Annotated in this window: 14 protein-coding genes; 3 read left to right on the forward strand and 11 right to left on the reverse strand. The window is 68.5% G+C overall.

The genetic code is table 11. The features are described from left to right. Positions 1-27: 27 nt before the first annotated feature. The 7 genes from H4F99_RS06205 to ssb form a co-directional block, all read right to left on the reverse strand. On the reverse strand, positions 28-2,109 hold the full coding sequence (locus H4F99_RS06205) for a S9 family peptidase (protein ID WP_182668866.1): 2,082 nt from the start codon (positions 2,107-2,109) through the stop codon (positions 28-30). A gap of 194 nt (positions 2,110-2,303) precedes the next feature. Then, positions 2,304-4,328, reverse strand: a complete 2,025-nt coding sequence (locus tag H4F99_RS06210; RefSeq protein WP_182668867.1) for an alpha/beta hydrolase family protein — start codon at positions 4,326-4,328, stop codon at positions 2,304-2,306. 110 nt (positions 4,329-4,438) lie between these two features. Then, complete coding sequence (rfbD, locus tag H4F99_RS06215; RefSeq protein WP_182668868.1) at positions 4,439-5,332, reverse strand: dTDP-4-dehydrorhamnose reductase; 894 nt, start codon at positions 5,330-5,332, stop codon at positions 4,439-4,441. Then, positions 5,329-5,886: a dTDP-4-dehydrorhamnose 3,5-epimerase gene (rfbC, locus tag H4F99_RS06220; protein WP_182668869.1), complete on the reverse strand. Its 558-nt coding sequence runs from the start codon at positions 5,884-5,886 to the stop codon at positions 5,329-5,331. Before rfbC ends, rfbD begins: the two co-directional genes overlap by 4 nt. After that, the gene (rfbA, locus tag H4F99_RS06225) at positions 5,883-6,767 is read right to left on the reverse strand and encodes a glucose-1-phosphate thymidylyltransferase RfbA (protein ID WP_182668870.1); all 885 of its coding nucleotides are present in this window, start codon (positions 6,765-6,767) and stop codon (positions 5,883-5,885) included. The genes rfbC and rfbA overlap by 4 nt, the downstream gene beginning before the upstream one ends. Before the next feature lie 14 nt (positions 6,768-6,781). Then, entirely contained in the window at positions 6,782-7,834 is a 1,053-nt protein-coding gene (rfbB, locus tag H4F99_RS06230; protein WP_182668871.1) for a dTDP-glucose 4,6-dehydratase, read from the reverse strand. A gap of 69 nt (positions 7,835-7,903) precedes the next feature. Beyond that, a complete protein-coding gene (gene ssb, locus H4F99_RS06235; protein ID WP_182668872.1) occupies positions 7,904-8,395 on the reverse strand; it encodes a single-stranded DNA-binding protein in 492 nt (163 codons plus the stop codon). A 180-nt stretch (positions 8,396-8,575) separates the two neighbouring features. On the opposite strand from ssb, the gene H4F99_RS06240 reads away from it, so the two are divergent. Then, positions 8,576-9,571, forward strand: coding sequence for a polyprenyl synthetase family protein (locus tag H4F99_RS06240; protein ID WP_182668873.1), 996 nt, complete (start codon positions 8,576-8,578; stop codon positions 9,569-9,571). Between the two features lie 15 nt (positions 9,572-9,586). On the opposite strand, the gene murD is transcribed toward H4F99_RS06240, so the two are convergent. From murD to H4F99_RS06255, 3 genes are read right to left on the reverse strand one after another with little or no spacing between them, the layout of a single operon-like run. Further along, a complete protein-coding gene (gene murD / locus H4F99_RS06245; protein ID WP_182668874.1) occupies positions 9,587-11,005 on the reverse strand; it encodes a UDP-N-acetylmuramoyl-L-alanine--D-glutamate ligase in 1,419 nt (472 codons plus the stop codon). Further along, positions 10,986-12,347, reverse strand: a complete 1,362-nt coding sequence (murL, locus tag H4F99_RS06250; RefSeq protein WP_182668875.1) for a UDP-N-acetyl-alpha-D-muramoyl-L-alanyl-L-glutamate epimerase — start codon at positions 12,345-12,347, stop codon at positions 10,986-10,988. The genes murD and murL overlap by 20 nt, the downstream gene beginning before the upstream one ends. Next, on the reverse strand, positions 12,344-14,926 hold the full coding sequence (locus tag H4F99_RS06255) for a bifunctional aspartate kinase/diaminopimelate decarboxylase (RefSeq protein ID WP_343064154.1): 2,583 nt from the start codon (positions 14,924-14,926) through the stop codon (positions 12,344-12,346). The genes murL and H4F99_RS06255 overlap by 4 nt, the downstream gene beginning before the upstream one ends. 188 nt (positions 14,927-15,114) lie before the next feature. Between H4F99_RS06255 and H4F99_RS06260 the strand changes: the two genes are divergently transcribed. Next, complete coding sequence (locus H4F99_RS06260; protein ID WP_246371411.1) at positions 15,115-16,008, forward strand: PhzF family phenazine biosynthesis protein; 894 nt, start codon at positions 15,115-15,117, stop codon at positions 16,006-16,008. Between the two features lie 15 nt (positions 16,009-16,023). Here the strand turns inward: H4F99_RS06260 and H4F99_RS06265 are convergent, their stop codons facing one another. Then, on the reverse strand, positions 16,024-16,461 hold the full coding sequence (locus H4F99_RS06265; protein ID WP_182668877.1) for an OsmC family protein: 438 nt from the start codon (positions 16,459-16,461) through the stop codon (positions 16,024-16,026). Between the two features lie 291 nt (positions 16,462-16,752). Between H4F99_RS06265 and fusA the strand changes: the two genes are divergently transcribed. Beyond that, positions 16,753-18,801 (forward strand): elongation factor G, encoded by a 2,049-nt coding sequence (gene fusA, locus H4F99_RS06270; RefSeq protein ID WP_182668878.1) that lies wholly within the window; start codon positions 16,753-16,755, stop codon positions 18,799-18,801. Positions 18,802-18,814: the final 13 nt, after the last annotated feature.

An 18,814-nucleotide genomic window follows, 5' to 3' on the forward strand; every position in this document is an offset into this window, starting at 1 on the left:
GCCCGCGTGGGCACCGGCCCACCCGTGCTATTGGCCGATGTACTGCTTCAGCCAGCCGTTGACGGTGTCATGCCATTGCACGCTGTTCTGCGGCTTCAGCACCCAGTGGTTCTCGTCGGGGAAGTACAGGAACTTCGACTCGATGCCCTGGCGCTGAAGCGCGGTGAACACGCCCAGGCCCTGCTCCACCGGGATGCGGTAATCGAGCTGGCCGTGGATGACCAGCATCGGCACGCGCCAGTCCTGCACGTGGTTGACCGGGTTGAACTTCTCGTAGCCCTCCGGGTTGTCGTAGGGCGTGCCGCCGTTCTCCCACTCGGTGAACCACAGCTCTTCGGTGGCGTAGCCCATCATGCGCTGGTCGAACACGCCGTCGTGGCTGACCAGGCACTTCCAGGGCGAGTGACCGGCTTCGTCGAACCAGTTCCCGGCGATCCAGTTGACCATGAAGCCGCCGTAGCTCGCGCCGAGCGCGCAGGCGCGGTCACCGTCGAGGAATGGGTACTTCTCCTGCGCCGCCGCCCAGCCCTTCTGCAGGTCTTCCAGCGGGCGATCGCCCCAGTGGCCGCTGATCGAATCGGTGAACGCCTGGCCGTAGCCGGTCGACCCGTGGAAGTCGATCATGACCGCCGCGTAGCCTTGGCCGGCGTAGGTCTGCGGGTTCCAGCGATAGCTCCAGCCGTTGCCGAAGCTGCCCTGCGGCCCCCCGTGGATGATGAAGGCTACCGGGTAGGTCTTGCCGGCTTCGTAGTTCCACGGCTTGACCACGTAGCCGTGCACGGTCTCGCCGTTCCAGCCCTTGAAGCTGAACTGCTCGAAGTCACCGAACGCCACGTCGGGGAGCATCTCGCCCGCGCTCGGCGTGATCGCGCGCAGCGACTCGCCGTCGGGGGTCGCCGTGTAAATGACGTCACCGGTCTTGAGTCCGTTGCGGGTGAACGCCAGCGTCGGGCCCGCCAGCTGCACCGACGAGACGCCGCCATCGCCGACCAGCTTGCGCGGCTCGCCGGTGGCGATATCGACGGCATACAGCGGATGTTCGCCCATGTCCTGCACGGCGGTGTAGATCGTCTCGCCGTCGACCGAGAGCGTGATGCCGCCCGCGGAGCGATCCCAATCGGGCGCGATCTCGCGGCTCGCGCCGGTCGACAGGTCCATGGCCATCAGGCCAAAGCGGTCGGCCTCGAAGCCGGGGCGCTTCATCGCCATGTAGTACAACGTGCCGCCGTCGGCACTGAAGGTCGCGCCGGTATCCCAGGCCAGGTTGGCAGCCGTCAGGTTGCGCGCGGTGCCGCTGCCATCGGCGTTGACCTGGTACAGGTCAAAGTTGGTCGACCAGGGCTCCTCGCCGTTGGCGAGGCGCGCGCTCATCACCAGGGTCTGGCCGTCGGGCGACCAGGTGTACTCGCTGCTGTCGCCGAAAGGCCTCGATGGCACGTCTGCGATCAGGTCGGCGCCGACCAGGGTCGCCGTCTTCGCAGGCGTCCTGCCGAGCGCGGCGACGAACACGCGGTTCAGGCGACCGTCGTTCCATGCATCCCAGTGCCGTACGAACATGCGGTCGTACACGACACCGGTCTGCTTCGACGCGTCCCGCGACGCCGTGCGCGCGGCGGTGCAGGCCAGATCGCTCTTGCAGTCGACGAACGCCTCCACGTTGACCGCCACGCGGTCGCCCTCCGGGGACAGCTGGAAACCGCCCACGCCCACCGGAAGGTCGGTCAGCTGGCGGGGCGCTCCGCCGCCGGTATCCATCGCATACAACTGGGAGCTCCCCGACCGGGCACTGAGGAAATACACCGTCCCGCCGTCGGGACCGAAGGCCGGTGAGTTCACGTTCCACCCTTCGGGCGTAAGTTGCTTCGGCGGTGCGGCATCGCGCGCGAACAGGTCCTCGATCCACAGGCTGGTGCTCGCGCTGTTGGCCTCGAGGTCAGCGACGCGCTTGGCAAACACGACATGGCGGCCGTCGGGCGAAAGCGTGGGCGAAGAGAACCGGTCCATCGACGCGAGATCCCGTACATCGAAGCCGCGCGGGGCGGCAGACAGGCTGGCAACGGGCAGCGCGGCCGCGATGAGCAGCGGCAGGATGGCAGGGCGGACGGGCATCGGGAACTCCGGGCATCGGGACGAAAGACCCGATGGTAGGCCGCCGGCAAGGTCGCCCGCAAAGGCGCCGCCCCGCCTCGCAGGGCGCGCGGGGATGCTGCGATGCAGCAGCGCACGGGTCTCCCGGGTCCCCTCCCGAACGAAAACGACGCCCGGAGGCGCCGTTCCCGTAGCATTCGTCCGACGGAGGTGGATCAGCGGGCCGTTGACCCGCTGCCGGCCGGGGTGGCCTCGGCGGCCACGCCGCCCCCGAGATGGGTCGAGAGGAAGGCCAGCAACCGGGTATAGAACTCGCGGCGGTGCGCCTCCTTGTAGAAGCCGTGTCCCTCGGTGCTGTAGTACAGGCTCTCCACGGGCACACCTGCGGCCTGCAGCGCGCGCTCCATCTTCTGCGTATGCTCGATCGGCGCGATGTGGTCCTCCCCGCCGGCCGCCAGGAACACCGGCGCCTTGATCCGGTCGGCCAGGCGGTTCGGCGATACCGCAGCAAGCGTCGCCGCATCACCGACCCACTCCATCGACCAGTTGCCCAGGCGGAGGCTCGAGCGACGGTCCTCCGCCTGCATCGCCGGGAGATCGTAGACACCGACGTAACCCGCCGCGCAGCGATAGAGATCCGGCTCCTTGGCGACGCCCATCAACGACGCGTAGGCACCATAGCTGGCCCCGAACAGGCAGATGCGGCCCCGGTCTGCGATGCCCTCTTCGATGGCCCAGCGGGTTGCATCGGTCAGGTCATCCTGCATCTTGCCGCCCCATTCGCGGGCACCAGCGCTCTCGTAGGCCCGGCCATAGCCTGCCGAACCACGGAAGTTGAGCTGGAGGACCGCGTAGCCGGCATCCGCGAGCATCTGCGCCTGTGTGTCGAAGCCCCAGACATCCTGGATGAAGAACGGCCCGCCGTGGGGCATGACGACCATCGGCAACGCCTGCCCGTCACTGCCGCGTGGCCGCGTCACGTAGCCGTGCAGCGCCATGCCATCGCGCGCGGTGAAGGTGAACGGGGTACTGGTGGCCTGCTGCCCGGGATCGAACCAGTCGCGGTTGGCGACGACGAAATCGGCCTTCTTGTCGACGGTGTCGAAGAGGTAGTACTCGCCCGGATTGGCGTCGCTCGATACATGGACGAGCGCGAGCCGGCCATCCGCCGTCTGCGAGGTGATCTCCACCGCCTGGCCCTCGAAGGCCGCCTCGAGACTGCGATACAGCCGTGCCTCCGGTGCATCGGGCTGGATGAAGGCCGAGCGGGGCTTGCCGTCCACGTAGAACACGCCCAACGGGATGCGGGTACCCGAGCGGTAGATCACGTTGGTCTCCGCTCCATGCTGGTAACCGATCAGGGCCGGGTCGGCGGTTTCGTCCCGCAGCACCTCTTCCCGGGTGCCCGACGCGAGGTCGACCGCGACGATGCTATCCGGCCCGCGGGGCTGCTCGACGCGCAGGTATGCGGTGGCATCGTCCTCGGAGAATCCGATCGGCACTTCGAACAGGCCGTTCTCCTCTGCCTTGACCAGGCGCCAGTCGGCATCCTCCGAACTGCGGTAGTAGAGCCGGCGCGAATTGTCCGCGTTGGAGCCCCAGGCATAGCGCACGACACCCTGGTTGTCGGTGGCGAAATGCGCGCCCCGGACCGGCACCGTCGCCACGCGCATCCGCCGGCCGGTGAACAGGTCCATTCTCTCGGCCACCGTATAGGGGTCACGCGTGTTGTAGGGAATGACACGGACCAGCGCCGTGCGATCGTCGGCGGTATTGGCGATGGTCGGGATGGGATGCGCGGCGATCCTGTCGCTGCCCTGCTTGGGCTTGATGGTGGTGCCCAGTCCACCATCGTCCACGCGCGCGCCGGAGAGCATCTCGATCCGGCTGCCATCCGCGTTCATGGCGAACAGCTCGCCCGTCCATTGCGGCGCTTCCAGCGAGCCGAACTTTTCCGCACCGCTGATCAGCAGGCGGTCCGGCGTCGCCCACACGAAATCCGCGATATGGCCGTTCGCCCCCATCTGCAGGTTGGCGGTAACGGCGAGTGTCTTCCGGTCCATCACGACCAGGACGGTCCGGTCCTCCAGCGGGACCGTTGCGGCCAGGTGGTCGCCCGTGGGCGATATCTTCAACTCGTTGAACTGTCCGGAACGCGTGTAGGCCTGCACGTCCACGGGAGCTGCGGCATGGGCCGGCGCGATGGCGAGCAGCGCGGCGAACATCAGCAACTTCTTCATGAAATCCCCTTCCATATGGCGCCGCATCCCCGTTGCGCCCCACGGCATCGCCGGCGCGGCCCACGAAGAGTAGCCGAAGACGGCCGCCGGAACGCACGATCCGGTTCCGTTCAGCGCATGGCCTGCTCGAGGGTGTCCGGGAGCGCGGCCCGCCATTCCGGTGGCTCGATGCCGTGTGAGGCCAGCAATGCCGTGTCCAGCACGGAATAGGCCGGGCGCGCGGCCGGCGTGGGGTAGTCTGCCGTGGGGATGGGCGTCACGTGTGGCCTGCGCGCGATCGCGCCACGCCGGACGCCTTCTTCGAAGATCGCCTCCGCGAAACCGTGCCAGCTCGTGGCCCCCGCGGTGGTGAGATGGACGATCCCTCGCGGCATGGCCGCTCGCGAGAGCAACCGGGCAGTGGCATCGGCAATCCAAGCGGCCGGCGTGGGGCTGCCGACCTGGTCGTCCACCACCCGGAGCCGATCGCGATCGGCAGCCAACTTGAGCATCGTGCGCATGAAATTGTGTCCATGCGCGGCATACACCCATGCGGTACGCAGGATCAGGTGGTCGCCGCCGGCAGACTGGATCGCTTCTTCGCCAGCCCGCTTGCTCTGCCCGTACACGCCCAGGGGATCCGTGGGGTCGTCCTCGCGGTACGGACGCGTCCCGCGACCGTTGAACACGTAGTCGGTTGAATAGTGAACCAGTGGGATGCCGGCGTTCGCGCAGGCAGCCGCCAGCGCCGAAGGCGCCTCGGCGTTGACGCGGAAGGCGAGTTCGCGCTCCTGCTCGGCCCGGTCCACCGCGGTGTACGCGGCCGCGTTGACGACGATATCCGGCGCCACGCGCTCGACCAGCGGTGCGATGTCCCCGGTGCGGCTCAGGTCGAGCGCTTCGCCCCGCAGGCCGTTGCCCAGGTCGCCATCCCGGGTGGTGACCAGCAGCTCCCCCAGCGGTGCCAGGCTGCGCCGCAGCTCATGCCCCACCTGGCCGTTCCCGCCTACCAGCAGGCATTTCATGGCAGGTAAACCGGCAAGCGTTCGCCGGACACCTCGTCAAGGAACGGCGCGCGCCCGTCCTTCTCGGACAGCACTGGGGACGAAACCGGCCAATCGATCGCCAGGCCCGGGTCATTCCAGCGGATGCCGGCGTCCGCGTCGCGGTCGTAGGTGGCGGTGCACAGATACGTGAACACGGCGCGTTCGCTCAGGGTGACGAACCCGTGCGCGAAACCTTCCGGGATCCAGAAATGGCGCTTGTTCTCAGCGCTCAGGTGGACGGCGGTCCACTGTCCGAAGTGCGGCGACCCGCGACGAATATCCACCGCCACGTCCCAGACCTCACCTTCGACGACCGAGACGTACTTGCCCTGCGGCTTCGGCCACTGGTAATGCAGCCCGCGCAACACGCCCTGGGTGGACGAGGAGACGTTGCCCTGCACGAATGCGGGTTGCAGGCCATGATCCGCAAGCTTGTCCAGGTTGAACGACTCGAAGAAGAACCCGCGGTCATCGCCGAATACCTGGGGCTCGATCACGATGCAGCCGGGCAGCCCGGTTTCGATCACCTTCATGGCACGAACCCCCGCTTCGCCAGGCCCAGCAGGTATTCGCCGTAGCCGTTCTTGGCCAGCGGTCGTGCCAGCGCCTCCAGTTGGGCGTCATCGATCCAGCCGTTGTTCCAGGCGATCTCCTCCGGACAGCAGACACGCAGGCCCTGGCGCGCTTCGATCGTCTCGATGTAGTTGCTGGCTTCCAGCAGGGACTGATGGGTGCCGGTGTCCAGCCAGGCGTAACCGCGGCCCAGCTGTTCGAGGTGCAACGATCCTTCTTCGAGGTAGCGCTTGTTGAGATCGGTGATCTCCAGTTCGCCGCGCGGGGACGGCGTGAGTTCCGCGGCGATGTCGCTTGCGCGCGCGTCATAGAAATAGAGGCCGGTCACCGCATAGTTCGATCGCGGCTGCGCCGGCTTCTCCTCCAGACTGACCACGCGTCCATCGCCATCGAACTCGGCAACGCCATAGCGCTCCGGATCGCGCACCCAGTAGCCGAACACGGTGGCGCCCTCGGCGCGCGCATCGGCCCGCTTCAGCATCGAAGTGAGCCCGGGGCCGTGGAAGATATTGTCGCCGAGCACCAGGCAACTCGGCGCCCCCCCGAGGAACTCGCGACCGATCAGGAACGCCTGCGCCAGCCCGTCGGGACTGGGCTGGACCGCGTATTCGAGGTTCATGCCCCATTGGCTGCCGTCGCCCAGCAGGTTCTGGAACAGCCCCTGCTCGTGGGGCGTGTTGATGATCAGGACGTCGCGGATCCCCGCCAGCATCAAGACGCTGAGCGGGTAGTAGATCATCGGCTTGTCATAGACCGGCAACAGCTGCTTGCTGATCGCCTGGGTGATCGGATACAGGCGCGTACCCGAGCCGCCCGCGAGGATGATGCCCTTGCGTGCCATCTGGACGACCTCCCTCAAGCCTGGCCGATGCGTTCGAGGCGATAGCTGCCATCCAGCACGCGCTGCACCCAGGGCTGGTGCCCCAGGTACCAGTCCACCGTGCGTGCCATGCCCTCCTCGAAGCCGAGGCTGGGCTCCCAGCCCAGTTCGTCGCGAAGTTTGCTGGCGTCGATCGCATAGCGCCTGTCGTGGCCGGGCCGGTCCTTGACGAAGGTGATGAGCTCCTCGCGCCTCCGCCCGTCAGCAAGAGGCTCGCGCTCATCCAGGCGGGCGCAGAGCATGCGGACGACCGTGAGGTTGTCGCGCTCCGCATTGCCGCCGACGTTGTAGGTCTCGCCGACCCGGCCCTTCTCCAGCACGCAGGCGATCGCGTCGCAGTGGTCCTGCACGTACAGCCAGTCGCGAACGTTCAGGCCATCGCCATAGACGGGGATCGGCTCGCCCGCCAACGCCTTGGCGATCACCAGCGGGATCAGCTTCTCGGGGAACTGGTAAGGGCCGTAGTTGTTGGAGCAGTTGGTGGTCAGCACCGGCAACCCGTAGGTATGGTGGAACGCCCGGACCAGATGGTCGGATGCCGCCTTCGAGGCGGAATACGGGGAGTTCGGCGCGTAAGCAGTGGTCTCGGTGAACGCACCGGTCTCGCCCAGCGAGCCGTAGACCTCGTCCGTGGACACGTGCAGGAAGCGGAACGCCTCGCGTCCGGCATCATCCTGCGCCTTCCAGTAATCCCGCGCGCACTCGAGCAGATTCAGCGTGCCCACGACATTGGTCTGCACGAAGGCGCCCGGTCCGTCGATGGATCGATCGACATGGCTCTCGGCGGCGAAGTTCACCACCGCATCGGGCCGGTGCTCCGCAAGCAGGCGTGCGACGAGCGACCGGTCGCCGATGTCGCCCTTGATGAACACATGCTCTGGATTGCCCTCAAGGGAGGCGAGCGTATCCAGGTTGCCGGCATAGGTCAGCGCGTCCAGATTGACGACGCGGATGCCCCGCGAAACCGCGGCCAGCACGAAATTGCCGCCGATGAAGCCGGCACCGCCGGTCACGAGCCAAGTGGGCACTCAGGCCTCCAGTTGTTGAATCCGACGAACAATCGAGGGCTGCAATCCTATCGCAGCCGAGGGGAAGACTCAGAACGGAATGTCGTCGTCGGCGAAGTCGTCACCGAAGTCGTTGGACTTCGCGGGTGGCGCTTCCCGACGGGCCGGGGAATCCTGGCGTGGGGCCGGCCGCGACGGACGGTCGCCTCCCGCGCCACCACCGAAGTTCCCTCCGCGGCCTCCGCCCTCGCCGCCACCGAGCATCTGCATCTCGTCCGCGACGATCTCGGTGATGTAGCGCTCCTGCCCGTCCTGCCCGGTGAACTTGTCGTAGCGGATCGAGCCTTCGATATAGACCTGGCGCCCCTTCCGCAGGTACTCGCCGGCGATCTCGCCAAGCTTGCCGAACAGCTTGACCCGGTGCCATTCCGTGCGTTCCTGGCTGTTGCCATCGCGATCCTTGCGCACGCTGGTGGTGGCGACGCTCAGCGTGCAGATGGCCATGCCACCCTGGGTGTACTTCATGTCGGGATCGTTGCCGAGGTTGCCGACCAGGATGACCTTGTTGATGCCACGTGCCATGGATTGCGTCCTATGTGGGTCCGGGAAGCGCCGGCAGCCGCCGGCACGGGACATTTGAGTATAACGCCCGGCCTGCTGCCATCCGACCGGAGCGCGTGGTGACGTAGGAATTCCCTGACGGGGCCCGGCCAGGCCGGCCGCCGGCGCGTATAATCCGCGGGTCTCCCCGCCCCCCGTGCCATGTCAGCCCAGCCCCAGGCCAGCCTCCCGGACCTCCCCGCCATCCAGGCCCTTGCCCGTGACGACATGGCGGCGGTGGATGCGCTGATCCGGCGTCGGCTCGAGTCCGACGTGGTGCTCATCAACCAGGTCGCCGAGTACATCGTCGGCGCCGGCGGCAAGCGCCTCCGTCCGATGCTGCTGCTGCTCGCCGCGGGGGCCCTGGGACACCGTGGCGCCGATGCCCATCAGCTCGCGGCCGTGGTCGAATTCATCCACACCGCGACCCTGCTGCACGATGACGTCGTCGACGAATCGGACCTCCGCCGTGGCCGCCGCACCGCCAACGCGGTCTGGGGCAATGCCGCAAGCGTACTGGTCGGAGATTTCCTCTATTCACGCAGTTTCCAGCTGATGGTCGAGCTGGAGCGGATGGCGGTCATGCGCATCCTGGCCGACACCACCAACCAGATCGCCGAGGGCGAGGTCCTGCAATTGCTGCATGTCCGCAACCCGGACACCGACGAGGCCGCCTACCTGCGCGTGATCGAGCGCAAGACCGCGGTGCTGTTCGCCGCCGCGACGCGACTCGGTGCCGTGGTCGCGGGCGCCGACGACACGACCTGCGATGCGCTCCACGACTACGGCCTCAACCTGGGCTACGCCTTCCAGATCGCCGATGACGTGCTGGACTACGCCTCGGATGCGGAAACGCTGGGGAAGAACCTGGGCGATGACCTGGCCGAAGGCAAGGCGACCCTGCCGTTGATCCACGCCATGTCGCAGGCCGACGAGGCCACGCGTCGGCGCCTGCGCCACGCGATCGAACATGGCGACGTGGACGCCCTGCCGGACGTGCTCGCCGCGATCCATGCGCACGGCAGCCTCGCCTACAGCCGGAAACGCGCGCTGGCCTACGCCGGCGCCGCCGAAGCCTGCCTCGACGAACTGGGAGAGAACCCCCATGTCGCTGCCCTCCGCGGCCTTGCGCGCTACGCGGTCAACCGCGACCACTGAGCCCCTGGTCCGTCGTCAGGCGATACCGAGCCCCGGGATCGCGCTGATCCCGTCCGGATCGAAACCGGCTTCGCGTGCGAAGGCGCGCCCCCGGTCCACGTAGTCCTTGAAAGGCCCGAAGCTCGGTGCCCCGGGCGAGAGCAGCATCACGCCATCGCCCTGGAGACGCTCGCGGGCCACTGCCATGGCGTCCTGCAAGGTGGCGCTCCGGATCAGCTCGAATCCTCCTCGCGGCGCCTCGGACTCGAGCAGGTCGGCGATGCGTCCTCCGTTGGCCCCCATCGTGACCACCGTCCTTGGCATGCGGTCGTGCAGCCCCGTCGCAAATCCCGACCAGTCAATGCCGCGGTCGTGTCCGCCCACCAGCACGGCGACCTTGCGGCCGCGATAACAGCCCAGCGCCGCCAGCGTGGCGTACGGCGTGGTGCTGATCGAATCATTCACGTACTCGATTCCGTCCCGGCGACCCAGTGACTGGAGACGGTGCGGCAGCGGCTCGAATGCGAAGGCAGCCGGCGCCATCGAGAGGGCATCCAGCCCGAGCGCCTCGATCGCCGCCAGCACCGCGCACAGGTTGCCGCGATTGTGGCGCCCCGGCAGCGGCATGCCACGGGTATCGATGACGCTCGAGTCCCCGCGCCAGACCTCGTCGCCACGCAGGTGCCAGCCGTCCTCCCGGCCGTACCAGCGTACTTCGCTGCCCGGCAGTTCGAGCGCTGCCAGGGGGGGGTCGGCGGCGTTCAGGACCGCGATCCGCGGCCGCGCCTGCGTGACCAGTTTCAGCTTGTCCTCGACGTAGCGTTGCTCGCCACCGTGCCAGTCCAGGTGCTCGGGATGGACGTTCGTCACCACGGCCACCTGCGGACGGCCGCCGCTGTCCGCGACGTCGCCCGTCTGGTAACTGGACAGTTCGATGGCCCACCATGCCGGGGGCGGGTCGGGTGAGAGCAGGTCGAGCAGGGGCAGGCCGATGTTGCCGGCGAGCGCGGTCCGGTGCCCGGCCGCGCGCAGCAGGTGCGCGAGCAGCGCGGTGGTCGTGCTCTTGCCCTTGGTCCCGGTGACGCAGACACTGCCGGCCACAACCCCATCCGGACCGGCCTTTTCGGCGAACCACAGGCCCGTGCCACCCACGAAACGGGTGCCGGCCGCCCTCGCCGCGGTGGCTTCCGGCGAATACGGGCTGATGCCGGGCGACTTCACCACGACCGCATGGCGCGCGAGTGCGTCGGCATCCGGGTGGGTGTCGACGATCAGGCCGTCGTCCCCCAAGGCCACCGCACTGGCGCGGTCGGCCTCGGTGCAGAACAGGGTCAGTGGCACCCCGGGCAGCCGGGCACGGAGGACCGAATGGGCTGCGCGCCCTTCACGGCCCCAGCCCCACAGGCCGATGCGCCCTCCCGCCGCGGCGATCGCCTCAAGCGCGGAAATGCGCATCCAGTCGTCCTGCCAGTGCTGGCGGAATGCGGTGGACGCCGTCCGGCACGAGCAGCGGGGCCAGCTCAAGCTCCGTGATGTCCAGTTGGGGCTGGATCTCCCCTGCGAAGCGCTGGACCAGCACGTCGCCGCGCCATTCCGCACGGGTGGCCAGCGCTGCCATCGCCGCGCGCGACTCGCGGGCCTCGCCCACGCATTCGAAAGGCTTGTGGTCGCGATACTCAAGCAGCGCGTCATAACCCGCCGTCTGCCCCGTGTCGTCCAGGAGGTTGCGGCCGAAGATGCCGACCAGCCGCGCCTTGGGCATGAATGGCGCCAGCGCCAGGAATACGAAGTGGCACTTCGGACAGACGCCGCACCAGCGATTCGCGGGGCGCTCGCCGAGGATGTGGAAATTGCGGTTGCAGCTGGAGAAGTGCGCGTCGTAACGGTCCGTGCGCGCGAACTGCCGCGCCACCGCCAGCTCGCTCAACGGCCGCAGCAACGAGTAGTAATGCAGGTCAGCGGCCACGTGGCGTTCGACATGCTCGCCAAAGGCCTGCTCGAAGGCCCAGCCCTTCGACCACTGGTGGTTCACTTCGCCGGTGCCCTCGATCAGACTGCCGTAGCTGGCCGAGCGCTCGTTGGAGAAGACCACCTGGTCGACGCCCTTCAGCAGGGCGGCCAGCACCAGGATGGCCGAGTTCACCGCGGTGACCGGGATGTGGCCGTTCCATGCCCCCAGGCGGTTGTAGTCGAACAGCTCCGGCGCCAGCGCCCGGCCGATGTTGAGCGTCGGCAGGCCGGTATGCGCCGCGCAGGCACGGATCAACTGCGATCCGCCGATCCAGGTAACGGTCTGCTCGACGCCGAGCGCCCGCAGCGCCTCGATGCTGACCAGCGAGTCCTTGCCGCCACCGATGGCGACCAGGGCATGCGCCGACAGGCCCAGCGCGGGCGCCATCTTCCCTTCGTCCGCTGCATGCGGAAAGCGGATGCGGCCGCGCACGTCCAGCCCGTTGCGGTAGGCGAACTCACCCAGTCCGTTGATGTAGATGGACTCCAGCAGCCGCGCCGTCGCGGCGTCGATGTCGCCGTTCTCGATGCGGATCCTGCGCGGGACGGCGGCCTTGTAGTAGCTGACGCCAGCCACCAGGTGCAGCAATTGCAGGGCGCGGCCAACGGCCGCCGCGCGGGCCTCGTCGAGGGCAAACGGCGCACCGGGAAAGGTGACCGTCTCGACCAGCTCCGGGCCATCGTCGAAGGCATAGACGAGACGGGCGGTGCCGCTCGCCTCATCAAGCGAGCACCGGACGAAGCGGAAGGCCTCGATCGCGTCGCGCTGGAATTTCCACTCACTCATTCAATGACGTCCTCGGCCGGCAGGGCCCGCAGGTTGTAGGTGCTGGCCATGGTGAAGCCATAGGCACCGGCATCGGCGATCAGCACGCAGTCGCCGGGCGTGGTCGTCGACGGCAGGCGCACGCGATGGCCGAACACATCGCTCGACTCGCAGATCGGCCCCACGACGTCGAATGCGCCGTCGGCGGCTTCGTCCAGGCGTTGAAGGTTCTTGATCTCGTGCCATGCGTCATAGAGCGCGGGCCGGATCAGCGCGTTCATGCCGGTGTCGAGGCCGACACGGTGCACGCCGTCCTTCTCCACCACCTGCGTGGTGCTGGCAAGCAGGACGCCGGCCTCTGCCACCAGGAAGCGGCCGGGTTCGATCGCCAGCTCGAAGGCCGGGTGGACCGCCTTGATCTCGGCCAGCCCTTCGGCCCAGTCGTCCAGGTCGAACGGCTCGTCGTCCTGGCCGTAGGGGATGGGCAGGCCGCCGCCGATGTCCAGCACCTGCACGGTGCCGATGCGGCGGGCGAAACCGGCGAGTTCGTCGTACATCTGGCGCCAGTGCGCGCGCGTTTCCACGCCGCTGCCGAGATGCGCATGGACGCCGGTGATGCGCACGTCCAGCGCGCGCGCGGCGTCGACGAACTCGTCCACACGCGCCGCGGCCAGGCCGAACTTGGACTTCTTGCCGCCGGTGGTGACCTTCTCGTGATGCCCGTCGCCATGGCCGAGGTCGATGCGCAACCACAGGTTGTGGCCGCGGAACACACCGGGCCAGCGCTGCAGGGCCTCGACATTGTCCAGCGTGACGGTGACGCCGAGCGCCAGCGCCGCCGCGTACTCATCGCTTGGCGCGAAGCTGGGGGTGAACAGGACGCGCGAGGGCGGCAGGTCGGGCAGGACTTCGAACACGCGGCGCAGTTCACCCAGCGACACGCATTCCAGCCCGAAACCCTCCTCCACCAGGGTCCGCAGCACCGCGGGGTGCGAATTGGCCTTGATGGCGTAGTAGCGCCGGTCCACCGCCGTGATTCCCGCCAACTGCCGCGCACGCTCGCGCACGGTCGGCAGGTGGTACACGTAGCGCGGCGTACCCGCTCCGGCCAACGCCAGCAGCCGCTCGCGCTCCGCCGGCCACCAGGGCGTCGGCTTGGGCCGCAACTGGCCCTCGATCTCGCGCCAGCGCGGGCCGAACACCTGGGCCTCGTGCACCGGCATCGCGCCACTGTCGATCAGGTCCGCGTGCAGCAGCGGAAGCATGCCGTCGGCATCGGCCTCGTCCAGCACGAACGTCAGGTTGAGGTCGTTGGAGGACTGCGAGATCAGGTGCACGCGCTCCTTGCCGAAGGTCGCCCACACACCGGACAGCTTGTGCAGCAACGAGCGGATACCGCGCCCGACCAGCGTGATCGCTGCGCAGGGCAGGATGATCCGCACCCGGCAGATCTCCTCCAGGTCGGCCGAAAGCTCCTCGAGCACGTTCGTGCTGACGAGGTTCTCGCTGGGGTCCAGCGACACGGTGACGTTGGTCTCAGACGTACCGATCAGGTCGACGGAGAGGCCATGGCGCTTGAAGCGCTCGAAGATGTCGGACAGGAAACCCACCGACTGCCACATCCCCACGCTTTCCATCGACACCAGCACGATGCCGTTGCGGCGGCTGATCGCCTTGACGCCGGGGATGACGTCGGCCAGGGCATCGATGCGCGTGCCCGGCAGCTCGGGGCGCTCGGTGTCGAGGATGGCCATCGGCACGCCGGCATGGCGGCAGGGCCCCAATGAGCGCGGGTGCAGGACCTTGGCGCCGGTGGTGGCGATTTCCTGCGCTTCCGCGTAGTCGAGGCGCGTCAGCAGGCGTGCATCGGGCACGTCGCGCGGATTGGCGCTGAACATGCCGGGCACGTCGGTCCAGATCTCGACGCGCTTCGCCTTCAGCAGGCCGCCAAAGTAGGCCGCGGACGTATCCGACCCCCCGCGTCCGAGCACCGCCGTGCGGCCGTCACGATGGCGGGCGATGAAACCCTGGGTGATCAGCATCGCCGTCGGCTGCGCGCTGAAGCGTTCGACGAAAGCCGCGTCGGCCTCGCGCTGGCAGTTGACCGAAAGCCGCTGCGACCACTCGCTGGCATTCGGCAGCGACACCGCGTCGAGCCAGTCGCGGGCATCGCACCAGCCGAAATCATGGCCCTGGCTGCGGAGGTAGGCCGCGCCCAGCGTGGAGGACAACAACTCACCCTGGGCCAGCACTTCGGCCTGCCAGTCGAGCGCGAGCGCACCGGCACGCACGTCCTTCCCCAGCGCGCGAAGCGCGGCGAAACGTTCGCCCAACACGCCATCCGCGTCCAGTTCGAGCTCCGCGCAGAACGCGCGGTGGCGTTCCACCAGCGCCTCGATCCGCGCCGGGATGCCGTCACCCGCGCAGATCGCCGTGAGTTCGTTGGTCACGCCCGACAGCGCCGAGACGACGACCAGCACGCGCGCTTCGTCCTCGGCCATGCGTTTGGCGGCCAGGCGTCCGATGGTGTCCCAACGGTTGCGGCGTGAAACCGAGGTTCCGCCGAACTTGAGTACGACCCAACGCTGTCCTTCTGCCACCACTGCGCCTCTGAGGTTATATCGACATGGGGAATCGGCCCGGCATCCCGTGCCGGTACCGCCTAGAATTCCCGTCTCGGGTCGCGCCCGGCAGGAATCCACCCGGGACCTGCGTTTCCACCGTCGATCCCGACCCGCGATTCTAGTCGAACTCCCCCGCCCGCACTGCCACAGGACACCCTTTCGACATGCCCCGCCGTCATATGGCCCGCCGCTATCTGGAAATGGACGTGTTCGCCGACCGGCCCGGCGCGGGTAACCCACTGGTGGTCATCCCGGATACGGACGGCCTCGACGCGTCCCGCATGCAGGCGATCGCCCGCTGGACCCGGCGACCGGAAACGACCTTCCTGTTCCCGCCGACCGTGGAGGGGGCCAGCTACCGGGTGCGCATGTTCAGTCCCGAACGCGAAGTGCCGTTCGCCGGGCACCCGAGCATCGGCACCGCCCACGCGGTGCTGGAACTGGGCCTTGCGGCCCCGGTGGACGGCCTGCTCTGGCAACAGGGCGAAACCGGGGTGTTGCCGTTGGCGGTCCGCGGGGAAGGTCCTGGACGCACCATCGCCGTGCGCGTGCCGCGCGCCCGCGTGGTCGAAGTGGCGGATCCCGGTGACGCGCGGATCATCCCGATCCTGGCCGGGGCACCGGTGGGCCCCTTGCCGCCGGCACTGATGGACGGCGGGCGACGCTGGTGGGTGGCGGAACTCGCCAGCGAAGCTGCCCTGCGCGGCCTGCAACCCGACTGGGACGCGGTCGCCGCACTTGCCGGGTCGACCGGCAGCATGGGGCTGTGCGCGTTCGCCCGGGCAGACGCGGGCCAGGGCCATGACCTCGCGGTCCGGGCCCTCGTCGGCGCCGGCCCGCGCTTCGAGGATGCCGCGTCGGGCGCCGCAAACGCGACGCTGGCGGCCTGGCTCAGGCACAACGATGCCGTCCCCGGCGGGCGCCTCGAGTACGTGGCCAGCCAGGGCCGCGAAGTGGGGTACGACGCCCGCCTTCACCTGCGCATCGACCACGACGGCGACGTCTGGTCGGGGGGCCAGGTCCGCGATATCGTCCGCGGCACCCTCGACTGGGACTGAGGTACCGCGCGACCGTCAGTCCTTGAGCGTCGCCGACAGCGTCACGGACACGGCCAGCGCGCGCGAGATCACGCAACCGGCCTTCGCGGCCTCCGCGATGGCCTGGAAGGCGGCATCGTCGATGCCCGGGATGCTCGCCTCGACCACGAGGCGGACGCCGGTCACGGTCGGGCCGGGGTCGGCACCGGGTTCCATCTCGACCTCGGCGCGGGTCGCGATCCGGTCGGGCACGTGGCCTTCCTTGCCCAGGACCGCCGACAGCGCCATGCTGAAACAGCCCGCGTGTGCGGCCGCCAGCAGCTCTTCAGGATTGGTGCCCTTCTCGTCGCCGAAGCGGGTCTTGAAGGAATAGTTCTGCGCGTCGAACAGGCCACTCTGGGGGGTACTCATGGTGCCCTTTCCGGCCTGCAGGTCACCCTGCCAGACCGCGTCCGCATACCGTTTGAAAGCCATCGGGAGTCTCCTGTCTCGGGTGGGGGATCGCGCCATGGTGGCACGCCCCCGCGAGGGCTTCGTGAGGGTTGCGTTATGTCCGTCCACGGGACTTGACCCGCCCCGCGGACGGCGCGAGCCTAGGCGTCCGGCCCCGGCCGGATCCCCGCCATGACCGCCCGCCGAGCGCCCCTCGCCCTCGGACGGAAGCGCTTCCCACGCGGACAGCCATGACGATGCACGCGGCCCCGTCCGCGAAAGCCCGGCCGCCCGGCCGGACTTCCCTTGCCATCCCTTGGGAGGTACGACGTCATGCAGCACTCCACCGAAAGCATCCGCAACGTGGCCCTGGCAGGCCACCCCGCCGCCGGCAAGACCACCCTGTTCGAAGCCCTGCTGCACGCCGGCGGCACCATCCAGACGGCAGGCAGCATCGAGCGCGGCAGCACCGTGTCCGATTTCGACCCGATGGAGAAGTCCCGTGGCCACTCCCTCGACGCGGCGATCGCCAGCACCGACCACGGCGGCATCCACGTTAACCTCATCGACACCCCCGGGTATCCGGATTTCCGAGGTCCCGCACTGGCCTCGCTGGCGGCGGTGGAGACCGTGCTGCTTGTGGTCGACGCGGACCGCGGCGTCGAGTACGGCACCCGGAGGATGATGGAGCACGCGCGCTCGCGTGGCCTGTGCCGCGCCATCGTGATCAACAAGATCGACCAGGACGGCGCCGACCCCGGGCGCGTGCTCGAGGATCTGCGGGAAGCATTCGGACCGGTCTGCCTTCCGCTGAACCTGCCGGCCGACGGCGGCAGCCGGGTCGTCAACTGCTTCGGTACCAGCGCAGGCGAGAGCGACCTCGGTCCCGTCGCCGACTGGCACCAGCGCATCATCGACCAGGTGGTCGAGGTCAACGAGACAGTGATGGAGCACTACCTCGACCTCGGCGAGGGCGGTCTCTCCGGGCAGGAGCTCCACGACGCCTTCGAGCAGTGCCTGCGCGAAGGCCACCTGGTGCCGGTGGTGTTCTGCTCGGCGCGCAGCGGGGTCGGTGTGCCGGAGCTCCTGGACGTCACGGAACACCTGCTGCCCCATCCCGGCGAGGCCAATCCGCCGCCCTTCGAGAAGCGCAACGGGGCCGGCGCCACGCCCATCGACGCCCGGCCCGACCCCGACGCGCACGTGATCGCCGACGTGTTCAAGGTGGTCAACGACCCCTTCGTCGGCAAGCTCGCGGCGTTCCGGGTCTACCAGGGCACCGTGAAGCGCGACAGCCAGCTGTTCATCGACGATGGCCGCAAGCCGTTCAAGGTCGGCCATCTGTTCAAGCTCAAGGGCAAGGAACACGTGGAGGTCGACCAGGCCGTGCCCGGTGACATCGTCGCGGTGGCCAAGGTCGACGACCTCCACTTCGACGCGGTGCTCCACGACAGCCACGAGGACGACCACATCCACCTGGCCGCGATCGATTTCCCCAAGCCGATGTTCGGCCTGGCCGTCGAAGCGACCCGCAAGGGCCAGGAACAGAAGCTGGCCACGGCACTGCAGAAGCTTGCCGAGGAGGACCCCTGCTTCACCGTCGAACACGAGGAGGAGACCAACGAAACGGTGGTGCGTGGACTTTCCGACCTCCACCTGCGCATCAACATCGACCGACTGAAGGACCGCCACGGGGTCGAAGTCACCACCCGGCCGCCTCGCATCGCGTACCGCGAGACCATCGGTGGCCGCGCCGAGGGCCACCATCGCCACAAGAAGCAGACCGGTGGCGCCGGGCAGTTCGGCGAGGTGTTCCTGAGGGTGGAACCGTTGCCCCGCGGCGGTGGCTTCGAGTTCGTCGACGAGATCAAGGGCGGCACCATCCCCGGGCAGTTCCTGCCCGCAGTCGAGAAAGGCGTGCGCGAGGTGCTGCGCGGCGGGGCGCTGGCCGGCTATCCCATGCAGGACATCCGCGTGGTCGTGCACGACGGCAAGCACCACGCGGTCGACAGCAAGGAGGTCGCCTTCGTCGCTGCCGGCCGCAAGGCCTTCCTGGACGCGGTGGCCAGGGCGCGCCCGCAGGTGCTGGAACCGATCGTCGACCTGGAGGTCGTCGCGCCCGAACAGCACATGGGCGACATCAGCGGTGGGCTGGCGTCCAAGCGTGCGCGCATCAACGGCACCGACACGCTCAAGGGCGGCGAGATCGTGGTCCGTGCGCAGGTGCCCCTCTCGGAACTGGAAGGCTACGCCGCCGAGCTCAAGTCGACGACGGCCGGGCGCGGTCGCTACGCGCTTGATTTCAGCCACTACGAGCCGGTCCCTCCGCAGGTGCAGCAGAAACTCGTGGCGGCCTGGAAGCCGCACCCGGACGAGGACTGATCCGACGCGGGTC

Source organism: Marilutibacter penaei, assembly GCF_014145395.1.
Taxonomy (GTDB): Bacteria; Pseudomonadota; Gammaproteobacteria; order Xanthomonadales; family Xanthomonadaceae; genus Marilutibacter; species Marilutibacter penaei.